Origin of the sequence: Fuerstiella marisgermanici (genome assembly GCF_001983935.1) — a bacterium.
GTDB lineage: Bacteria > Planctomycetota > Planctomycetia > Planctomycetales > Planctomycetaceae > Fuerstiella > Fuerstiella marisgermanici.
On sequence record NZ_CP017641.1, the window covers coordinates 5067875 to 5090070 of the forward strand.

Consider the following 22196-nt stretch of genomic DNA (forward strand, 5'->3'; position numbering starts at 1 on the left):
CGTCAGACGTCAATCCCGACATCCCACCGCGACATCCGACACGGGTCACTACTGACTTCAAACCGACGGCAGGCATCCGGCCGCAGATCGTAGTGGCGACAAACTCGCAGCGTCTCATCAAACCAAACACAGGCCACAAGGTCAAAGTGTTCGTCAGCCGCTATTCGTGCACGGATCAGTTGCAACAATGCGTCAGGCACGTCCTTCGCGGCTTCTTCGCCCGGCTCAAACGGAGGCACCGGCGTCCGCATACAACACGCTCCGCAGTTGTCGCACGATTCAATGATTGGTAGGTTGCCGGACTGCATGGAAGTCATCGTAGCGGAAATTGCTGGGTTTCCCCATTCTGCAGGGAACTAACTCCACGTGAACAGTGGCACGTTTGCTTCTTGAGAAAGACAACCATGGCACGCGATCTGCAAGCGTTGAAAGCTGACCGCAATCTTTGGTACGGTTTCCTCCGTTGGAGTTATCCGCGTGAGTTACGGCACTCACCGAAACTTGCACAGGCGGCATTTGAGGCGATCGAATACTGGCACGGCAAGCCAACATCGAAACGTGACGAACGTCAAGGCGGGGCGATCGACGGGGCGCTAACCGCCATTGATGTCTTCATCAGTTACAACCCGGACACGGCGTACCAGGCGTGTCGCCGTGTCGGTGGCTACTTTGCGAGCCCCAATATCAATTCAGCGTTTGGAGCGATTCGCAGGTTTGAGTATCGCGGCTTTTCGCGTTACACCATTTTTGTCGCCGACCAGTTGATCGCCGTGGCGACATGGGACAATCCAACCCAGTCCCCCGTAGAAATGACTCTGCGTGGAATCGCGTTTCGATCCCTGTTTAAACTGGACCCACAGTACAAGTACTGGCCACAATTGCGTCGTGCGCGAGACGAGTGTGTCCACGGCCTGCTCACGTGGCAAGGCAAGGACGAACGAAGCCAACTTCTCGCTGCTCAAATTACCCGTTACCTATGACTGGTGGGCGGCAAGTGTGAATTCGGGGCTGGTCCTCGGCTGTGGTTCGCATCTCGTGCAAAGTAAGAATACATGTCTTCCAACCCCTATGCGCCACCAAAGATGGTTGAGGACGAGGTCCCGCAGGTCCCGACAACGCGAGCCGGACTCGCGGCACTGATTCGGTCGTTTCTTGATGGGGAAATTAAAGCGTTAGATTTCGACGATCGGCTCGATGCGTTCCGCTCGGCAAACGATCCCGTGATGGAACATGTGGCGTATGCATCGTGGTTTCACTACGACGATTTTGTCGATCACTATGCGTGCCTGTCGAAGCAGGAATGGGACTATTTCCAACGACTGCTGCTGATGCTGGATTCTGACTGCACAATTGAAGTTACCAGCCGAAGAATCTGGTCGGTGCGACAACTTGTGGCGGCGGTCGCGCTGTGCGGCTTTCTGTACCTTGCCGTTCAGGCAGGGTGGGGCAAGCATCTTTCGATACTGGCTGTGCCGTTCGGAGTCATTTCAATTTTGCTGGCGTATCTCCACCGCCATGAAGACTCGGCTGGTGATCCGTACGAGTCAATCATCTACCCATTTGCCACGCTGTCGGATCTGGAAACGGCGTACCGTTCCGCCGTGTTCCGGAAGACTCAATACCCCAAACATCGTCCGGCACACAGAATCCGGTCTCCGTTCATGGACAAATTTCACTCACTGTATCTGCACGTCATCTGGCTGATATTTTCACCAATCGTGCTGCTGTTCCAGGCGTTTCCGCAGAACGACAGCCGGACGACCGCGCGGGTTGTTCGATGAGGCAAGCAGCAGACTGATTCCTCGCTAATTCGCGGCACGCGTTTGACAGGTCGCCGGTCAAACATTATTCAGACTCGCCGCACCCTCGCTTTTAGCTTTGGAATGTTTTGAGTTGGAATAAGGAATCGAAAGTATGTCTGCGCGCGTGATTACGCCAGGGGAAACACGAATCGGATGGATTGGTACCGGAGTCATGGGGGCCAGCATGTGCGGGCATCTGATCGACGCTGGCTTCCAGGCCACTGTCTACTCGCGGACAAAATCGAAGGCTCAAGCACTGTTGGACAAAGGAGCCGCCTGGGCCGACACGCCGAAGGCCGTTGCCGAAAATTCTGACGTGATCTTTTCCATCGTCGGATTTCCTCACGACGTCCGCAGCGTGTTGCTTGGCGAAGACGGAGCTCTTGCCGGCGCGTCTTCCGGCAGCATCCTGGTCGACATGACAACCAGCCAGCCATCCCTCGCCGTCGAAATCTACGAAGCAGCCAAAGCCAAAAACGTCGCCAGCGTCGACGCACCAGTTTCCGGCGGCGACGTTGGGGCAAAGAACGCCGCTCTGTCGATCATGATTGGCGGCGATGCCGATGTTGTGGACGCATTGAACCCATGCTGGGAAGCGATGGGCAAGACAATCGTTCACCAGGGGCCTGCCGGAGCGGGGCAGCACGCGAAGATGGTGAACCAGATTTTGATCTCCACGGGGATGATCGGCATCTGCGAAGCTTTGCTGTACGGTCACAAAGCCGGACTCGATTTGAATACGGTCTTGCAGTCCGTGTCGAGCGGTGCGGCAGGAAGCTGGTCGCTGTCAAACCTCGGCCCTCGCATCATCGACAACAACTTCGATCCCGGCTTCTTCGTGGAACACTTCATCAAAGACATGGGCATCGCGTTGGAAGAATCCAAACGCATGGGCTTGAGCATGCCGGGGCTGGCTCTCGGTCACCAGCTATACATGGCCGTCCAGGCTCAGGGCCACGGCCGCAAGGGAACTCACGCCCTGCAGTTGGCGCTGGCGACCATTTCAAACGTCGACTGGACGGGCCGCGAAAAGGCGTAGCGGTGGTTGAAGCGAATGGCACTGAAGCGCGTCCTGGGCTTCAGTCCACAAACAGGAACTCGTTGGAACAGAATAATATCTGAGCCACCTGGGCCAACGGATTTAGCCTATCAGCGGCATTGTTTGGGAAGTCAGCGGCGGAATCCCAGGCAACTGCGTCCCCGCTTTCGGCGCCGTTCACTTCTGTAATTGTGGCTTTCCACTCGTACTGATCGCTGTTCAACACCTGATCGATGTCGACGACAAAATCGAGCGTTTCGCCTTTTGTCACCGAAAGCGTGTCTGTGTTGAGTTCCGCTGATGACTGATGCACCTTGGCACGTCCAAGTTCCGCCGCTCGGGAACTGACCACGAAGCCTCGCACACCATCACCCGCCGCCACATCGTGACGCAATGTCGATTGAATACGAACCGTCATGTCGCGCGGAGCCGTCCAGCGACGGACGGCCGCGACGTCTCGCGTGTTGCCTGGATGACCGCCCGTTGCCGATAACTGGACCCAGCCGAGTTTCGGGTCGGGCCACGCCGGTCCGCCCTGCCATGATTCGCCAGTGAAGTGTGGCAATGGTTGAAAGTTTTCAACCGCGTGAGTGTCTTCGTTGTACTTGCCATAGCCGTAGCTCCAGTCTGCCGTTGTCAGTCGGACGGCGGTCGTTTCCTTTGCCGCACCGGCAACTACTGCCAATGCATCACTCAATTCCGATTCAGACGGAGTTCGCTGCAGGACGCGGCCGAACATTTCCGTAATCGCGTCGCGCGGCGAAACGTCTTCGCCACAGACACTTGCCAGCTGCCGAGCTCGATCCAGCACCAGCGGATGGTTCATAAAAAACAGCGCCTGCTGGGGCACGGTCGTCTGGCTACGTTTGGGCGTGTGTAGGTCCGGGTTGGCGAAGTCAAACACACGCAGAATTGCGGGCAGAAACTGACGATCGACCAGCCCGTACAGCGTGCGGCGCTTGTTGGTTTCATCCTTGAACAAATCGATCGGCTTTCCACCGACCTCCAAATCCAGTTCGCCGGTCGCGGCCAGCATCGAATCGCGAAATTGTTCGAACGTCAAACGCTGCGGATTCATTCGCCACAGAAGGCGGTTGCCCGGATCAACTTTGAAGGCGCGCTCGCGATCCTCCGCAATCGGTGGCCCGAAAGTCGACTGGCGGAACGTGGCCGAAGTCACAATCCGTCGGTGCAATTTTTTCAGACTCCAGCCATCAGCCACAAAGCGGCTCGTCAGCCAGTCCAGCAACTCCGGATGCGACGGCGCCTCGGCTCGCAAACCAAAATCGCTGGGTGTCGCCACCAGACCACTTCCAAAATGATGCGCCCAGATTCGATTCACGATCACTCGAGCGGTCAGCGGATTCGCTTCGTCAATAATCTTTTCCGCCAACTCCCTGCGACCGCTGCCCGACAGAAACGGCTGCCGGTCCGGTGGCGACAACACCGTCAAAAAGCGACGGGGCACGTCATCGCCCTTGGTCAAAATGTTGCCACGGCGAAAGATTCTGGGTTCGGCTGGTGTCTCTCGATCTTTCAGAATGACGGCGTAGCCAGGCGGTTGAGCGGGACCAATGACCCAGCGGTCCACGTCGCCCTGCAGCTTCCACAATTGAGTGCACGTGGCACTTTCGAAAAACGTCTCTGTATGAACGATCGGTTCGTCGGGCACTTCACATGGCGAATGTGCGCCGTACATGACCGATCGAATTTGCTCTGCCGCCTTATCATCTAACTGCACCGGAGCGGCTTCATTTGCCTTTGCAGCCGCCGCAAGTCGTTCTGTCCATTCTGCGTCCACCGCCGTAAACAGATCGCCGTAGCGGTCGACGACTTCCGCGAAACTCCGCGGTGGCGACTGGAACACGGCGGCAACTTTAGGATTAATTTCTTCAGCCGCAACCTTCTGAATCGAGTCAAAAACAGCGGGCGATTTTTCTGCGAAGTCCTCCGATGACAGTTGAGCAAACTGATGCCATGGCACGAAGATCGGATCGCGTTTGTGATTCGCATTCCGCAGATACGCTTCCCAGCGACGCACGAAGGCGGGCAGCAGGTCAGACGTCTGGAAAATCTGGTCGAACCCGTTTGGCGGATACTTGTGCAGTTCTGTTTGAGCGAACAGGTAGTCACGAATTCGGCTGCGGGCTCGGCGCGATGATTCTTCGCGGCTGGCCTGCATTTTGTCACGCAGCTTGGCCTCGCGTTTTTTCAGCTCGGCTTCGAACTCATCGTCACGATCCTTCGTATCCAGTCGCACCATGTCCTCTTCGCAACTATCGAAGACGCCGTACAACGAATAGTAGTCGGCGGTGGGGATCGGGTCGTACTTGTGATCATGACACCTCGCGCAACTCACCGTGAGCCCCAGTGTGCCGCGAGTTACGACGTCGATTCTGTCGTCGATGATGTCTCGGTTCACGCCCAAAAACCGTCGCCCGATAGTCAGAAAGCCCATTGCCGCGAGGTCGTCCGTTCGCTTGTCGGGAACCTGATCGGCCGCCAGTTGCAACATCAGAAAGCGATCGTACGGCATGTCTTCGTTCAATGCGTCGACCACCCAGTCTCGGTACCGCCACGCATGCACCCAAAAGCGTTCTTCCCGTGCGTACACGTAGCCCTTCGTGTCGGAATATCGAGCCACATCCAGCCAGTGCCGAGCCCACTGTTCGCCATACTGCGGCGACGCCAGATACTGTTCCACAAGTTTGCGGTAGGCATCGGGAGACTCGTCTGCCACATAAGCCTCGACCGCCGCTGATGTCGGGGGCAGACCAGTCAGGGTGTACGACAAGCGACGGATCAGCGTGCGACGGTCTGCTTCCGGCGACGGCGACAAGCCGCCCTGGCCAAGTTTGCGAAGGACGAAGGCATCAATAGGATTGAGCGAATCGACGGCGGCGAATTCCTTCGGTACGTCTGGCACCCGGGGATCAGCGACCGGTTGAAAAGCCCAATGTTCTTTCGCCCGCGATTCAGCCGACGATAGCAACCGAGCGTCAGCTGCGGGCCACGGCATGCCGATTTCCACCCACTTTCGCAGCGCTGCCACCTGAGCATCGCTAAGCGGTTCTTCGGGCGGCATCTCCAAACCGTCCGTCCGATTGACCGCCTTCAAAAGCAGACTTTCCACTTGACCAGCCACAGCGGCCGGGCCGGAATCGCCTCCCTTTAGCAACGCTGCTTTCGAATCAAGCCGCAGGCCGCCGTTCCGTTCTCCGGCGCCATGACACGCGAGACAGTGTTCCACCAGGATCGGCCGGATGTCGGTTTCGAAGAAGCGTTCGCCATCATCATCTGCCATCGCGGTCTGGTCGAATTTGGCGGCAAAGCACACAGTGATTATCAGCAGTATCGTGCTGCCGGGAACTCGGAGGCGGCCGCAAACCGCCCTGAACAAATCGGGTTGCAGTTGTTTTTGAATGGCGACACGTTGCATCTGCTACGGACCTCTCGGTTCGGCTGAGGTGTTGTGTCGCCGCTGAGGGAAGGAATGGGCTGCGGCGACGCAGGAAGGTACATCTTTTGTACTCGTTGACGTGCGGGAATGCCAGTTTCAAACGCTATCATGTATCATCGTCAAGCATCACGACGCCCCCTGGACCTTCAATAACTGCCGGACCAAACCATGGACGACCTCTTCAAGTCCAAACCTTTCGAAACGCTGTTGTCCACACTGCGCGATCTGCAGCTGGACGATTCGGTAGATTCGTGGCCCAGTGAGCAACTGGCCGCGATGACCAGGGCAGGAGTCATGGCGTGGGATGTGCCAGTTGAGGACGGCGGAGTCGACCTTGCGGCCGTCGATCAACTGGAGGGCCTACGACTACTGTCATCCGCGTGCCTGGTTTCCACATTCGTGCTGACTCAACGCAGTGCAGCGGTACGACGAATCGCGACGTCACCCAATTCTGCGGCGCGGCAGGAACTGCTACCTCGCTTGTTGTCCGGTGAGATCTTCGCAACGGTTGGCATTTCGCATCTGTCAACGTCCGGGCAGCACTTGCAAACGCCACTTGTTCAAGCAGAAGTCGCCAGCGACGGATACGTGCTAAACGGAACGGTGCCGTGGACCACCGGAGCCACCATGGCGGACAACCTCATCACAGGTGGCACACTTCCCGATGGACGGCAAATCCTGGTGGCATTGCCGACTGATCGAGAAGGCCTGGACGTCCAGTCGCCGGTAACTCTAATGGCGTTGAATGCTTCTCAAACCGGTGCCGCCAAGCTAACCAACGTCGCCGTCCAACCAAGCGACGTGCTGCACGGCCCGGTCGAAGGCGTCATGAAACAGGGAACCGGCGGCGGAGCAGGGTCCCTCGGCACCTCAGCACTGGCCATCGGCGCTACAGCGGGAGTTTTGCGAAACCTGAAGGCAGAAGCAGAACGCCGGCCGGATCTGCACGAATATCTCAGCCCACTGCAGGCAGATTGCGCCCAGCTCACCGACGACCTGCGACTGGCCGCAGCGGGCAACCACCCGGCCGGTGCGGCAGGGGCTGAGCAATTACGCAGACGGGCGAATTCACTGGTTCTGCGCTCGGCTCAAACATGGTTGGCGGCGACGAAAGGAGCGGGTTACGTCGCCGGGCATCCGGCCGAACGAGCGGTCCGAGAAAGCATGTTCTTTCTCGTCTGGTCGTGCCCTCAACCGGTCCTCGCGGCAAATCTGCGAGAGCTCGCCTGCGTCGCGGGGTGATTCTGAACCAGCCACGCGTTTTTTGTGTCCGAAGCCGCAGGCACAGTCGCCACCGAATGTGTTGAGGGCGGTTTTCGTGCAGATCCACTCATCAGAAGCCCGCCAACATCCGCCCGAAGCCCGCCGATGCTGGCATTTGCTCCAGTCACAAACGAAAAGCGAACGCATTCCGTCGATTTTCTCGGACCACGGCCCGCTCCGACGTAGAAAAATACAAATTTCTTTGTATGGTTCGTCGGACACGAAAGCCGATACAACCGGCTGAGTGAGTGCGTCGCCAGCCAGCTTTGAACGTCCTGCGTCATTTCGCCGGAATTCAACAGTGAAAAAGCAAGCACAACAAGCACCTGTAGCTCAACTGGATAGAGCACCGGACTACGAATCCGGAGGTTATAGGTTCGAATCCTATCAGGTGTACTTGGTTCTAAAGTAATTCGATCAAAGCTTTGAGCTTACGAAGCTCCTCAACAACCAGTTGAGGAGCTTTTTTTATTTCCCAGCATCGTTCCCGTGCTTATGCGGCAAGACGGTTGGAGACTTTCCGCTTTCGCCGATTTTCGCTGGCCGCGTCCTAAGCTGAATGCCGGTGGGCAGCGCCGCGATTCGCCAGAGTTCAATCTGCGAACGGCGTGCCGTTTAGCAGTTTGAGCACTGCCCACAAATTCACCGCCCAGTGCCAATCCGCTGCCATGGGTCGTTTGATGCACGCGGGGTATTGATCGCCATTCAAGAGTCGCTACCGGGCTGAACGTATATGAGTGCTCAACCTCTGCAGGCATCTGGTGAACAGTGTTGGTTGAAGCGGGCAGTTGATAATCGAGGGGATCCAACCTCGGCACAGGAATGCGGGACGACGACGGGCCAGTGCAGTTCAAGTGATAGTCACTCGAATGGCGGTTGCTGTCGCAAGGCCGCTTTGAAGCCAACACACTTGCATTCCCCTGTTCAATGGTTCAGATTGGTGACCACGGTTTCGTTGTGTGAACTTTCAACTTAAGAACTCGCTGGGGATGCGTTCGTGCTTGCCATTTCCTGTTTCAATCCCGAACGCAGTTCCCGATCGCTCGCCAACTGCCAGGGCGTGCAGCGTCGGACCATGTTGCGAGCCGGTGCGCTAGGCGCATTTGGGTTGTCGATGCCGAGTGTGCAACGCCTTCATGCCGAAGCCGGAACGCCGGACAATGGCAAGTCGGTGATTCTGCTGTGGCTGGATGGCGGGCCCAGCCAACTGGAAACCTATGATCCCAAGCCCGATGCTCCGAGCGAATATCGAGGCCCGTGGGGCGACCTGCAGACGAACGTTCCCGGCATCAACTTTTCTTCAATGTTGCCGCTGCACGCGAAGCACGCCGACAAAATGTGCGTGCTGCGTTCTGTCCACCACGACACCGGAGATCACTTCGCCGCTGGCCACTGGATGCTGACAGGACGATTCGGAGCAACGGCAGCAAACAAGCAGTCAACATCGCCATCGGTTGGTTCGTGTGTCGCAAAACTAAAACCAGCGACTCAACCGGGAATGCCGAATTACGTGGGGCTGCCCGCGGCGCACGCAATCTACAGATATCCGGGCTACATGGGCTCAGCGTATCTGGGACCTGGCTACGACCCGTTTCAGGTCAACATGAAGCAGAAGTACATGTCGGCCGTTTACAAAGCGCCGATTCAGAATCCACCGTTTCTGGAAAGTATGTCCGGCGAAGCATCGCGTTCGAATACGCGTATGAGTCTACTCAAATCGCTGGACGGGATTGATCGCGCAATCGATCAGTCCGGGATGATGGCATCGATGGATGGCTTTCAACAAAAAGCCGTTGACATGTTATTAAAAGGATCAGCTCGCAAGGCGTTTGACATTGATCAGGAATCCGCCGCGACTCGAGATCGCTACGGTCGCGGACCATGGGGACACTACACGTTGATGGCTCGACGAATGGTGGAATCAGGCGTCCGATTCGTCACCGTCGATATGCCTCACTGGGATACTCATTCCCGCATCAAGGTCGGGATGGAAACTCGTTTGCCGTATCTGGACATGGCAGTCGATGGCCTGATGACAGATTTGGCAGAACGCAATCTGCTGGATGACGTGCTGGTTGTGATCATGGGAGAATTCGGGCGCACTCCACGGCTGAACTCAGGCCAGGCCGGTATTCCGATTCCTGGTCGAGATCACTGGGGCAGTGCGATGAGCGTCGTCATGGCGGGCGGTGGTTTGCGAATGGGGCAGGCGGTCGGAGCAACCAGCAGCAAAGCCGAACATCCCATCAGCAGTCCTCAACGCCCCGACGATGTGCTGGCCACGATTTACCACGTGCTGGGTATCGATTACCGCCACATTAGCTTCAACGACTATTCCGGCCGTCCGGTTCCCATGCTGGACAACGGCACTCCAATTGCCGAAGTCATTTGATCAGGTGACGGCCGGAAAGACTGCCCAAAAGCAGAATCATTTCGCTATGGTCTGCCGCCATCATCCCGCAGCCTAATGCTCCGAATTCCTCAATTGCTCCCACCTTCCATTTGTACACGAACCACAAACAATGAAACGCCTGAATTCGCCTTGTCAGTTCGGACTGCTACTTGCACTGGCACTCGGTGCCTTACCTTATCTTCTAACCGGTGAACTCGCGGCCGCTGATCCGCCGAAGCACGTACTGCGGGCGGGTGCGTATGCGATGGATATTACGCCCACGAAATTTCCTGTAAGTTCGTCCGGGAGCATGACGCACCGGACAGCGGACAAAGCTCACGATCCGCTGCACGCTCGCTGTCTTGTGCTGGATAACGGTGACACGAAGATCGCACTGGTCACTTGCGACAGTTGCATGATTCCGCGCGAAATTTACGACGCCGCGAAGCAACTGGCCTCGAAATCGACCGGCATTCCCACCGACCACATCCTGTGTTCCGCCACGCACACTCACACGGCTGTCTCGGCGGCACCGACGTTCCAAAGCCTCGTCCAGGAAGACTACCTCGACTTTCTCACCCAGCGAATTGCCGACAGCATTGTGAAAGCCCACTCGCAACTGGAACCGGCGAAAGTCGGCTGGGCAATCGGAAACAACCCGAAACAGGTATTCAATCGCCGCTGGTTTCTGCGTTCCGGAACACCAATTGTAGATCCCTTCGGCAACGGCACAGATACGGTCAGGATGAACCCGCCGCCGAACAGCAAGATGTTGCTGCAGCCGTCGGGCCCGGTCGACCCGGAAATCCCAATCCTCGCTGTTCAGGCAGTCGGCGGTCGCCCAATCGCATTGTGGGCGAACTACTCACTTCACTACGTTGGTGGTGTGCCATCGAAGTCGTTGTCGGCGGATTACTTTGGTGAGTTCGCCCGACAGTTCGCGAAACTGATCGATGCGGACAAATCCAAACCCGCCTTCGTCGCCGCGATGACCAATGGGACGAGCGGTAATATCAACAACACCAATTTTTTTGAAGGACGAATTCGTCACCCACCCTTCGAACAGATTCGGCGAGTGGCCGAAGACGTAGCCGCCTCAGCACATGTGGCGTATCAGCGAATCGAATACCAGGACTGGGTCCCATTGAAAATGCGCGAGACCGAGATCGAACTTGGCGTTCGCCGACCAGACGAGGCGGAATTGGCTCGCGCTACAATGCTGATTAAGGAAGCCGGACCAGGCCCCTGGACGGACCGAAGTTTGATCTATGCCAACGAGACGATGGATATGGCGAAATACCCTGCCACAGTTCAAATGAAGCTGCAGGCGATTCGCATTGGTGAACTCGGAATCGTCAGTAGTCCGTGCGAAACGTTTGTCGAAACCGGATTGGCGATCAAGAAGCTGAGTCCATTGAAGCCGACCTTCACCATTGAGTTGGCCAACGGTTACAACGGCTACCTGCCAACAGTCGAGCACCACGCATTGGGCGGCTATGAAACGTGGCGAGCCAAATCGAGTTATCTGGAGGTCGACGCTGAGCCGAAGATACGCGAAACATTGCTAAAACTACTTGATGAGGTGGCAAAATAACCATGACGACACATTCATTAAGCCGCCGAGAACTGCTCCGCAATGCGGCGTTGATTGGTGCTGGAGTTTGCGTTTCCGGGAACACGGCGACGGCACTCAGTACCTCCCCAAACGAGAAACTGAACATCGCCTGCGTTGGACTCGGAAACCAGGGGAAAGCCAATCTGGGGCTGGTGAAGAGCCAGAACATCGTTGCACTGTGCGACGTTGACGATGATCGAACGGCAATGTTTGGCCCCAGGTTCCCCAAGGCCAGACGGTTTGCCGATTTCCGCCTGATGCTCGACAAAATGAGCAAGGAAATCGACGCGGTCGTTGTCACCACGCCCAACCATTCTCACGCGACGATCGCGATCGCGGCGATGAAATCCGGCATACACTGTTACTGCGAAAAGCCGCTTGCACATTCGATTCACGAAGTGCGCGAGATGCAGCGGGTTGCAACAGAGCAGAACGTTGTCAGCCAGATGGGAACGCAAAATCACGCGGGGACGAACTATCGCCGCGTCGTTGAACTGGTGCAGTCCGGTGCGATCGGCCCGGTAAGGAAAGTTCACATTTGGTTCGGCCGTCCCGGCGGCTGGAGACGGTACAAGCATCTGGTTGATCGGCCAACTGAAAAGACTGCTGTCCCTGAAAACCTTAACTGGGATCTGTGGGTCGGTCCGGCGGGGATGCAGAACTTCCATCCGGTTTATCATCCACACGACTGGCATTATTGGTGGGATTTCGGAAACGGAACGCTCGGCAACATGGCCTGTCATTATCTGGATCTGGTTTATTGGTCGCTCAATCTATCGCACCCGACCGCCGTCGAAACGGTGGGGCCCGCCGTTCATCCGGATTCGACGCCGTTCTGGCTTGAATGCCATTGGGAGTTCCCCAAACGACAGGCAATGCCGCCGGTCGAAATTGTCTGGCACCACGGGCGCGGCTGTCCAAAGCAGGTCACGGATCTCGGCGTCCCCGCAGCAGACGTTGGCGTTTTGTTTGTCGGCGACGACGGCATGCTGATGGCGGACTACAACAAACGCACACTGTTGCCGGAAGAACGCTTCAGCGAATTCAAGCCACCGGAACCCGCGATCGCCGAATCAATCGGTTGCCACCGTCGTGAATGGTTCGAAGCGTGCAAAGGAAACGGTCATGCGTTGTGCCACTTCGACTACGCCGGGCCGCTGACGGAAACCGTTCTCTTAGGAAACATCGCTTACCGAATTGGAGGCCGAATCGAGTGGGATTCCAAACGAATGATGGCAACCAACACAAAGCAGGTCGACCGCTATCTGAGCCGCGAGTACCGCAAAGGTTGGACACTATGATAACACTCACAACACGACTTCTCCTAAGCCTTGTGCTTGCCTTGCTCTTGATTCCAACGGCACATGCCGCCGACGAGGTCACTCTGGAAGTGTCGGCAGGCGATAGCGCTTACGAGAATGTCGTTGTGGAAGCCGCGTTGCCAGCGGCACTGGCGAATGAAAATCATTTTGAGCTCACGCAAATTGATACGGGCAAAAGCGTTTCTGTTCAGGTCGACCGTCATAGCGGTGAACCGAAACTCGTTTGGATCATGCGAGGCAAACTGGATGCAAACACAGTTCGCCGATATCACCTGACGGCCGCCGGTAAACCTTCACAGCCGAAGCAGGTTTCCGTCACCAAAGACGGGAAGCATCTGCTGGTGAAGGTCGGTGACAAGCCAGTGTTTCGCTACAACCATGCCACCGTACCGTCACGTGATGCAAAGCATCCCTACTACGCTCGCAGCGGCTATATTCACCCGCTGTACAATCCCTCCGGACAGATCGTCACAGACGATTTCAATCCTGATCACGCGCACCAGCACGGGATCATGCTGGCGTGGAGAAAGATGACCTTTGATGGTCGGGAGACTAACGGCTGGGACCAACAGGCCGAGTTAGGGAAAGTAGAACACGCACAGCTGGAAGCATTCGGCGGCGGCCCGGTGTTTGGCTATTTCAAGGCTCGGTTGCGTCACGTAGACATGACCGCCCCCGATGGACCGACGCCCGTGCTCGACGAAACATGGGCCGTACGCGTATACGCCTTCGACGACGCTTTTAAGTTCGACATTACGTCAACGCAAACTTGTGCCTCCGCACAGCCAGTTTCGATCAACAAGATCCACTACGGAGGAATGACGATTCGCGGACACGCCGACTGGCATGAACACGGCAACTTTGATTACCTAACCAGTGAAGGCAAATCAAAGGCGGACGGAAACCAGACACGCCCTCGCTGGGCTGATCTCTTCGGCCCACTTGCCGGTCAAACAACCGGGACGCTGATCATGGATCACAAAGATAACTTCCGATTTCCTCAGCCCGTTCGTCTACATCCGACGATGCCCTATTTCTGTTTCACACCGGCGTCGCTTGAATCATTCACAATCGAACCAGGCACGCCGTACATCTCACGCTACAGGTTCTACGTCCACGATGGAGAACTCAGCGCGCCGACGGCCGACCGACTGTGGCACCAGTATTCGCAATCGCCCAAAGTTCAGGTCGCGAAGTCCGGCCTGTGACGCTCAAATTCGTGTCGCAACGCACCTTCCCCAAAGCTGATCGTCTGGGAATCACGATAGAAACTCAGCGCTCAGTCCCGCCAATCTGCGTTTAGGAATCAATCATGCATCGTCTCTGTCATCTTGTCGCGTTGGCCTGGACGCTTTCATTTACGGCCGTCGTTTTCGCTGACGAAAAGTCGGCCGATCTGCAGATCGTTTCAATCTCCAAAGAGACGCTGTGGAGTAATCGCAGCGGAGAGGGCAAGACGTGGTTCCATCCGCGAGCGTGTGTCCTGCCGCGCGGGGACGGGCAGAATGTGGTGCTGATGAATCTGCAGGAGATCGGTGGATCAGACTACTTTGGTCCCGTTCACTGGTCAGAATCTCACGACCTGGGCAAGACGTGGAGTGACCCACAACCGATCGCTGCGTTTGGCAGAGACCCGGTCGCGGGACGGGATGATAGTCTGACGGCCGGCGTTTGCGATGTGACGCCTCAGTATCATCCACAAACTGAATCCGTAATCGCGATGGGGCACGTGGTGTTCTACAAGGGAGCCTACTTTGCCCGAAAAGAACAGCTCGCCCGCTACCCCGTCTATTCAATTCGCAGCAAAGACGGAACATGGTCAGAACGAAAGATTTTGGAATGGGATGACCCTCGTGGCGCTCACATCTACACCAACAACTGCGGACAACGCGTGGTCCTTCCGGACGGAACGGTGCAGATGTCGTTCACGTTCGGGCCAGAAGAAACCAACCGCATGGTGGCCGGAGTCCGCGCAGGATTCGATGGCAGCGAAATGCGGATTCAGGATGTCGGCCCGCCGATCCACAATGCCAAAGGCCGCGGTCTGCTGGAACCCAGCGTGACGCAATTCGACGGCAAATTTTGGATGACGATGCGTGCCGAAGACGATCGTGGCTACGTGAGTGTTAGTGACGATGGACTGAACTGGGGTGAAAAAAAGCCGTGGACCTGGCAGGACGGAACACCGCTGGATATGTCGAGTACTCAACAACACTGGCTGACTCACAGCGACGGCCTGTTTCTGGTTTACACTCGCAAAGATAAATCCAATGCGAACGTCATTCGCTGGCGGTCGCCACTATGGGTCGCAAAAGTCGATCCGAAAACACGTCAGCTGATCAAGGAAACCGAAAAGATTGTGCTACCAGTTGTAGGCGACGGCGTGAACGATCCTGACAAGGTCGCGTTGATGGGAAACTTCAACGTGACCAACGTCAGCCCGGAAGAATCGTGGGTAACGGTCGGAGAATGGATGCCTCGCAACGGCTACAAAGGCGACGTCCTGCTGGCCAGAATTCGCTGGTCGCGTGCCAATAAATTGCCTCTGTGGTAACCCAGCGTCTCGCATGGCGCATTCGTTGAATTGTCAGCCGGACTGAATGCAACCACTGCGCGAGACGATTGGTCAGGATAAGACTAATTGCGCTCACTCGGCAGCCAAGTGTTTTACAAACCAGTCCACCATCGCTTCGGTTGCCTTCTGCGCATCTTCGCCGCCGAACCCGTGACCAGCTTCCGGAAACTCAATCAGCTTGCTGGTCACCTTAGCTTCCTCAAAAGCCTTTTGAATATTGCGGCTGTGAAAGATTGGCACAAGATCATCTTTCGCACCGGCCAGCAGCAGCGTTGGGGCGTCGTCCGACGTGACGTGCAGCAGCGGAGAATCCGGCTCAGCCGTTTTCTGATCAATGTCCAACGCTGGAAAACGTTCGTAAGCCGGAAGGCGATCCGGAGCATCCTTCGCCGCAACTCGCAGGTCCGTCGGAGCCACATAGGCGACCACAGCCTGGACTCGATCACTGACTTTCAGCACGGGGTCTTTCGCTTTGGGGTCCCCGTCGTCTGACGCCGTTCCGAGCATCAAAGACAAGTGGCCGCCTGCACTCATACCAAACACGCCGATGCGATCGGGATCAATTTTAAATCGTTCCGCATTCAGGCGAATGAACCGCACACTGCGGCGGACATCTGCGACAGCTTCTGAAATCGAAAATTTTGGACTGCTGCCGTGACGAACGGCAAATACGGTGAACCCTTTGTCCGTCAGCGGTTTCATCCTGTGCTGCAACTGTTCCGGAGGCGACCAACGGGAGTACCACCCACCGCTCACCATAAACAACACCGCTGCACCGTTGGCTTCTTCGGTCGGCGCAAACACATCAAACGTGGTGGCCAGACCGAATTTGTGACCGTAGACGACATCCGGAACGATACGAATGTCTTCAGCCGCGACCTGGGAAGTCGGGAACAACGACAAGCCAATGATTGCCAAAGCCAGCGAACGCAGCATGATACTATCCCTTCGGGTTTAGATGGTGGGTAACCGTCAATCGACAACTTTGTCTGGCGTCAGATTATACAGTGGCCGGTAAGCTATGCATCTCACGATGCCGCCGGGCTGACGATTTAACGCAACAGCGAGCGACAGTTGCGCCCAAGCGAGAACCGCGAATTCCTTCACACACGAGCCTCCGGATTGATACCCAGCAACTGAGCAATCTACGACTGGTGGCGTCGCCCGTTCAATCAGCTGCCCACCAAACACCTTGCGCCAGTTCGTTGAGCCACGGTGAAGGTATCTTTTTCAGGCGTCGACGCGGATGCCTTTGTGTAGATACCCTTTGGAAGTTGCCGCAAAACCAGCCGCCAGCAGTGGCGCCGATAATGGTGAAGCCGACGGAGATTTGCCGTCGATCTTAGTCAGCAACAACGACTTTCCGGGCTTCGCAATATCAGCGACAGCTTTGGCCAGGAATTCAGCATCGGCTTCGCGCTGAGAGTCGTCGATCGTGCAGAACGAAATCAACTGCCCGCGCGTGCGACTCAGATACCCGATCAGCCGTCCGTCCAGCACAATGACTTTTGCTCCGGCCACTCGCTGAGGACGCGATGATTCGGACGTTTCGGGCCACGACAAAGCGTTGCCCCATGGGCTGGCCGGGTCGGTCGCCGCCAACACGACCGACTTTGGATCGCCTTCCTTTGATCGATACGAACGCAGTTGATCTTCGGCTCCTGGCGACGCGAACTGAGCGGCCCCTAAACCGGCGACGAAGTATCCGCGACGCACTTTGCCCGCTTCTTCCATCGCCTTCAAGACGGGATACAAACCGGCAAATCCGCCCGCCACTTCTTCGCGAGCCAACATTTCTTTCGTGAGCACACCGTGCCGTTCCACTAACTGAGCGGCGATCGCCATTTGACGTTCGGTCGTCGTCGGTGCTGGCGTCTCTGAAGGTTGCGGTGACAATTCGACCGTTGGCAGCAGCGTCCAACGCCCTTCTGAACCTTGTAGCCGATTTTGCCGTCGTGACCGGAAACCACGCATGTGTCGTCGTTCGCTGCGTTTATTGCCGGACGCGGAAGCTCGCAACGAACGCAGCGGCGTGAGCGTGTCGTTTGTCAGTTCACCAGCCCACACCATCTGCCACAGAACCTGCAACAGATCATTCGGGAACTCGCGAACAGCTTCAGTAATCTGCTCAAAAAACAATCCGCCCCGATCTCGCAACAACACTCGAATGCTCTCAGCAGTGTCGCCCTCAACGGTCTGCGAAAACGGGGCGAGCGTTCTGTAATGATCCACCAGAAACAGCCCGATCCGGCCATCGCTGCTGCCTGTGCTGTCGAAGCCTCGCCAAATAATTTCGCGTTGAACGCATAGTTCATCAAGGTCCGCCGTGCGAAACCCCTGCACTCTCGCGGGCAGAATTTCGTTTTCCAAAGTCGATGCTGGTAGTGGTGCTCCCTGCAGTTGTTCGACCACATCCAGCAGCCCATCCAGACCGCGTCTTGGCCTGGTGATGCCGTGCCAGTCCGGTAGAAAACGAGCCAATGCATCTGGTTCAACCGGCTCCACCTCTTTGCGAAGCGCGGCAAGGCTGCGGCGTTTCAACATCCGCAGCACGTTCGAGTCACACCATTCCTGCCCGCTGCGACCGGGCCGAAATTCGCCCTCAACAATGCGCTCACGTTCGACCAACTGAGTCAACGCTGACAGCACCGGAGCAACCCCCAATCCCAGCCGCTGCGCCACTTCCGCGGCCGAAAACGGCGCGTGCGTGCGAGCGTACTGTGACACCAGATCGGTGAGCGCTTCCTGAACCGGTTCCAGAAAGGCATCAGCCAGACCAGAAGGAGGCATGATGCCCAACGCATCACGCAAGCGACCCGCGTCTTCAGCTGCGGCGAAACGATTTGCGTCGGCTGATGCGGCCGAAAACTCAAACGCCCTTCGGTGCTTCAACAGCTGATTGAGCCATTCGTTCACATGCCCCGCCGCCATGTCTTCTTCGGTGCAACGCTGCCCGATTTCGTCCAACGACAACGCGCCCAAGTCCAGCAGCAATCCATGAAGGTCATCCGCATGCCGCAACTTCCAGCCATTCAGTCGCTGCAACTCCGCTTCAACGTCCGCCACAATTTCCGGGTCGAACAATTCGCGAAAGTCGATCGTCCCCAGTAGTTCGCGCAACTGGCTGTGATCCAACGCCAGTGTTTGAGCTCGCCGTTCAGCCAGCGGAGCGTCGCCGTCATAAATGAAGTTGCCGACGTAGTTAAAAAGCACCGCTCCGGCAAACGGCGACGGGTGCTCACTGCGAACAGACTGAACTCGCACAGCCCGCGACTTCACGTCACGCAGCAGCGAAATAAAGCCGGGCATATCGAAAACGTCTCTAAGACATTCGCGATACGTTTCCATCAGAATTGGAAAGTTGCGAAACCGTGACGCAACTTTCAGAAGATCGTTCGCCTTGCGTCGCTGCAGCCACAACGGAGTCCGTCGGTTGGGACTGCGGCGCGGCAACAACAGCGACCGCGCCGCATTTTCACGGAACTTGGCGGCAAACATCGCCGTGCCGCCGATTTCACGAACCAGTTCCTCTTCGACGTCGTCCGGTTCCGGAAAGAACACATCCGCCGACGGTACATCGCATGCTTCCGGAATACGAAACACGATCCCGTCGTCCGTCCACATCAGGTCGACTTCGTCCTGAGTTTCATTCCGCAACCGCGCCGCCACCAGCATCGCCCACGGCGCGTGAACACGAGCACCATACGGCGACAGAATCACGATTCGCCAGTCACCGACTTCGTCCAGAAAACTTTCGATCACAATCGTACGGTCCGACGGAATTTCGCCGATGGCCTCCACCTGCTCCTGCAAATATTCCAGCAGCGATACGGCCGCCGAATCCTGCAAGCCATGTTCGCTGGTGAGTCGAGCGGTTGCATCTTTCGGCGATTCTGCCAGCAATTCGCGAGACAACTGACCGATCGCACGGCCAAACTCCAACGGTCGCCCCGGTCCGTCGCCTCGCCAAAAAGGCATACGCCCGGGTTCGCCCGGCGCAGGGACCACCATGACTCGATCGCGAGTAATATCCATCACACGCCACGACGAAGCCCCCAGCAGAAACACATCGCCGGGGCGACATTCGAAAACCATCTCTTCATCCAGCTCGCCAACCCGCCCGCCCGATTCGCCGTCGTTGCCGACAAGGAACACGCCATACAAACCGCGATCGGGAATTGTACCGCCATTTAAAATCGCCAGGCGTTGAGCCCCCTTGCGCGGCGAGATCATTCCGGTGATGCGGTCCCAGTTGATACGCGGTCGCAGTTCGGAGAATTCGTCTGACGGATAGCGGCCCGACAACAAATCCAGAATGCTGACGAACGATGAATGCGGCAGTTCAAAGAACGGCGCGGCCGATCGCAGCGTTGCGAACACTTCGTCCACGTGAATCGCTTCGCGGCAGGTCATGGCGACAATCTGCTGAGCCAACACGTCCAGCGGATTTCGCGGATACTTCGTTTCTTCGACCCAGCCATCCAGCATCGCTCCCGTCGCCGCGCTGCAGGCCACAAGGTCGCCTCGGTATTTAGGAAAGATGATCCCCGTCGACACCGCGCCGACCTGATGGCCCGCTCGACCGATTCGCTGCGTGCCCGACGCAATCGATGGAGGAGCTTCAATCTGGATGACCAAATCGACGGCTCCCATATCGATGCCAAGTTCCATCGACGACGTCGCCACCATCGCCGGCAACGTGCCGCGTTTAAGGCGGTCCTCAATTTCAGCTCGAATGTCTTTCGCAATGGACCCGTGGTGAGCCAACGCGATTTCCTCTTCGGCGATCTCGTTAATCGCTGACGCCAATCGTTCGGCCAATCGTCGACTGTTCACAAAGATCATCGTCGATCGGTTTTGCCGAATGAGTTCGACCAATCGCGGATGAATGGATGGCCAAACAGAGGGAACCGCCGGTTCAGACGACGCCGGACCGATCAGAATGCCGTCTTCGTCCGGCGGCACGGCAATCGGTTGAAGGTCCTCCGCCGGAGTTTCAATCGTCAGCGAGAAGCGGCGTTTCTCTGACGCGTCGATAATGTTGACAGGGCGCGGTTTCACTGCCACACCGGGATCAGCAGTCGCCTCACCACCGCCCAGTAGTCTCGCGATTTCCTCCAGCGGACGCTGCGTCGCCGACAACCCGATCCGCTGAAGTGGGCCGCAGGTCTCGACTGCCTTCCGACGCAACCGCTCAAGGCGTTCCAGAGTCGAAAACAGATGAGTACCGCGCTTGGTGCCCGCCATGGCGTGGATCTCATCGATAATGACGGTCTGGACATTTGCCAGCACGGCGTCCGCTTTCGACGTCAGCATCAGGTACAGCGACTCGGGCGTCGTGATCAGAATGTCGGGCGGATTCCTGACGATCGCAGCCCGCTCACGCTGAGTCGTGTCGCCGGATCGCACGGCGACGGTTGGAAGATGATGAGCCACCTCATGCCGTTCAGCATAGGCCCGCAAGCCAGCCAGGGGAGCTCGCAAATTGCGGTCAATGTCCACACCCAGCGCCTTCAACGGCGAAAGGTAAAGAACCTGAACGCCGCGCGGCGCGGCTTCAGTTGTCGATTCGACCGCATCAAAAAACAGCCGATCGATCGCTGCCAGAAATGCGGCCAGCGTCTTTCCGGAGCCCGTGGGAGCCAGCAACAGCGTGTTTTCGCCGTCCGCAATCGACGGCCACGCTTCGTTCTGAACGCGCGTTGGCTCAGAAAACGCCTGGCGGAACCAGTCCTGAGTGCAGGAGTGGAATCGGCCGAGCGAAGATGGGGCAGAAGCAGTTGACATGCTCCTGTTTTAGCGAGCGAACCCTTCGTGGCAAGTCCGTTCCCAGCGCAAGCGACCGCAGAGGCTCCACCGGAGCAAACGAACAACCTGCAGCCATCAACCGGCATAGCCATGGAAAGTCACAAAGTGTGGCCCGAGTCTTCGACTCGTGAACAGTCACCGCAAACGCGTAGTTGCCGAGTCGGAGACTCGGGCCACACTATTCGAACACGTTGTAGTAGGCGATGTCGTCCATTTTGACACCCGCGTTGCCGGGGTTGTCACGGATGTAGTTCATCAAGTACCAAAACTGGGCTTCAGATCGAATTAAGTGATCAAACGGTTCGGCCTGCCAGAATGCTCCCGCGCGATTCGACAGCCGATTGATCCTTGTCGCCGAAAAACGCAACCAGCTTTCCGATTGCCTGGAGAGCGAAAATCCACGGCGGAATTGAGCAATCAAATGCACGTGATTGGGCATCACAATGAAACTCGCCAGGTCGTACCGATCACCATCGAAGTGGCGAAGTGCATCGGCCACGATCTTCGCACACTCCGTCCGCTTCAAGACACATTCCCCATGACATTCATCGAGGCGTTCCTGCCAACCACGATCGCGAACCTTCGAGTACTCATTTCGCAAACGCATGGGCAGAGCGTTTGCTTCGGGAAGACGTTCAGAGTCACACTGAATGCCATTTTCCTTCAGCCAACGTTTGATGTCGGCATGCCAGCCCGATACGACATCGCGTGGCATCGAATCAATGGTGCGAAAGGTGATGAAGATCGCCACACCTGCCTGAAACCAGCGCGGCAAATCCCGCTGCCGAACCTCCAGATCCGCATCCCTGTCAAACGCACCAAACTTTCGCGGCTCAGGCATCGTTAAGCTTTCTGAAAAGCGCGGCACGAGTCTCCGACTCGTGAACTTGAGCAGTTACAACAACCCGCACGACACAAAA

Annotated in this window: 14 protein-coding genes and 1 tRNA gene; 10 read left to right on the forward strand and 5 right to left on the reverse strand. The window is 57.0% G+C overall.

The genetic code is table 11. The features are described from left to right. Positions 1-2 precede the first annotated feature (2 nt). On the reverse strand, positions 3-317 hold the full coding sequence (locus Fuma_RS18910; RefSeq protein WP_077025502.1) for a YkgJ family cysteine cluster protein: 315 nt from the start codon (positions 315-317) through the stop codon (positions 3-5). An 87-nt stretch (positions 318-404) separates the two neighbouring features. Here Fuma_RS18910 and Fuma_RS18915 point away from each other — a divergent pair, with 87 nt between their 5' ends. From Fuma_RS18915 to Fuma_RS18925, 3 genes are all read left to right on the forward strand, one after another. Then, positions 405-980 carry a hypothetical protein gene (locus Fuma_RS18915; protein ID WP_077025503.1) on the forward strand — a complete coding sequence of 192 codons (576 nt, stop codon included), beginning with the start codon at positions 405-407 and terminating at the stop codon, positions 978-980. A 72-nt stretch (positions 981-1052) separates the two neighbouring features. Further along, complete coding sequence (locus tag Fuma_RS18920; RefSeq protein ID WP_145944252.1) at positions 1053-1781, forward strand: hypothetical protein; 729 nt, start codon at positions 1053-1055, stop codon at positions 1779-1781. Positions 1782-1914: 133 nt separating this feature from the next. Continuing rightward, positions 1915-2841, forward strand: a complete 927-nt coding sequence (locus Fuma_RS18925) for an NAD(P)-dependent oxidoreductase (protein ID WP_077025505.1) — start codon at positions 1915-1917, stop codon at positions 2839-2841. 40 nt (positions 2842-2881) lie between these two features. Here Fuma_RS18925 and Fuma_RS18930 read toward each other — a convergent pair whose 3' ends face one another. Beyond that, positions 2882-6280 (reverse strand): PSD1 and planctomycete cytochrome C domain-containing protein, encoded by a 3399-nt coding sequence (locus tag Fuma_RS18930; protein ID WP_099091817.1) that lies wholly within the window; start codon positions 6278-6280, stop codon positions 2882-2884. Between the two features lie 189 nt (positions 6281-6469). Between Fuma_RS18930 and Fuma_RS18935 the strand changes: the two genes are divergently transcribed. The 7 genes from Fuma_RS18935 (at position 6470) to Fuma_RS18970 (ending at position 15447) form a co-directional block, all read left to right on the forward strand. Beyond that, positions 6470-7543 (forward strand): acyl-CoA dehydrogenase family protein, encoded by a 1074-nt coding sequence (locus tag Fuma_RS18935; RefSeq protein WP_077025506.1) that lies wholly within the window; start codon positions 6470-6472, stop codon positions 7541-7543. A 343-nt stretch (positions 7544-7886) separates the two neighbouring features. After that, a tRNA-Arg gene (locus Fuma_RS18945) sits at positions 7887-7960 on the forward strand. A 601-nt stretch (positions 7961-8561) separates the two neighbouring features. After that, entirely contained in the window at positions 8562-9956 is a 1395-nt protein-coding gene (locus tag Fuma_RS18950; RefSeq protein ID WP_083732153.1) for a DUF1501 domain-containing protein, read from the forward strand. 130 nt (positions 9957-10086) lie between these two features. Next, positions 10087-11550: a hypothetical protein gene (locus Fuma_RS18955; protein ID WP_077025508.1), complete on the forward strand. Its 1464-nt coding sequence runs from the start codon at positions 10087-10089 to the stop codon at positions 11548-11550. Between the two features lie 2 nt (positions 11551-11552). Continuing rightward, positions 11553-12872 carry a Gfo/Idh/MocA family protein gene (locus Fuma_RS18960; protein WP_077025509.1) on the forward strand — a complete coding sequence of 440 codons (1320 nt, stop codon included), beginning with the start codon at positions 11553-11555 and terminating at the stop codon, positions 12870-12872. Beyond that, positions 12869-14101, forward strand: a complete 1233-nt coding sequence (locus Fuma_RS18965; RefSeq protein WP_083732154.1) for a DUF6807 domain-containing protein — start codon at positions 12869-12871, stop codon at positions 14099-14101. Before Fuma_RS18960 ends, Fuma_RS18965 begins: the two co-directional genes overlap by 4 nt. A gap of 104 nt (positions 14102-14205) precedes the next feature. After that, positions 14206-15447: a sialidase family protein gene (locus Fuma_RS18970; RefSeq protein ID WP_077025511.1), complete on the forward strand. Its 1242-nt coding sequence runs from the start codon at positions 14206-14208 to the stop codon at positions 15445-15447. Positions 15448-15540: 93 nt separating this feature from the next. Here Fuma_RS18970 and Fuma_RS18975 read toward each other — a convergent pair whose 3' ends face one another. From Fuma_RS18975 to Fuma_RS18985, 3 genes are all read right to left on the reverse strand, one after another. Then, positions 15541-16404 carry an alpha/beta hydrolase family protein gene (locus Fuma_RS18975; protein ID WP_077025512.1) on the reverse strand — a complete coding sequence of 288 codons (864 nt, stop codon included), beginning with the start codon at positions 16402-16404 and terminating at the stop codon, positions 15541-15543. A gap of 294 nt (positions 16405-16698) precedes the next feature. Continuing rightward, entirely contained in the window at positions 16699-21255 is a 4557-nt protein-coding gene (locus Fuma_RS18980) for a DNA glycosylase AlkZ-like family protein (protein ID WP_077025513.1), read from the reverse strand. 199 nt (positions 21256-21454) lie between these two features. Then, entirely contained in the window at positions 21455-22117 is a 663-nt protein-coding gene (locus Fuma_RS18985) for a transposase (RefSeq protein ID WP_077025514.1), read from the reverse strand. Positions 22118-22196 lie beyond the last annotated feature (79 nt).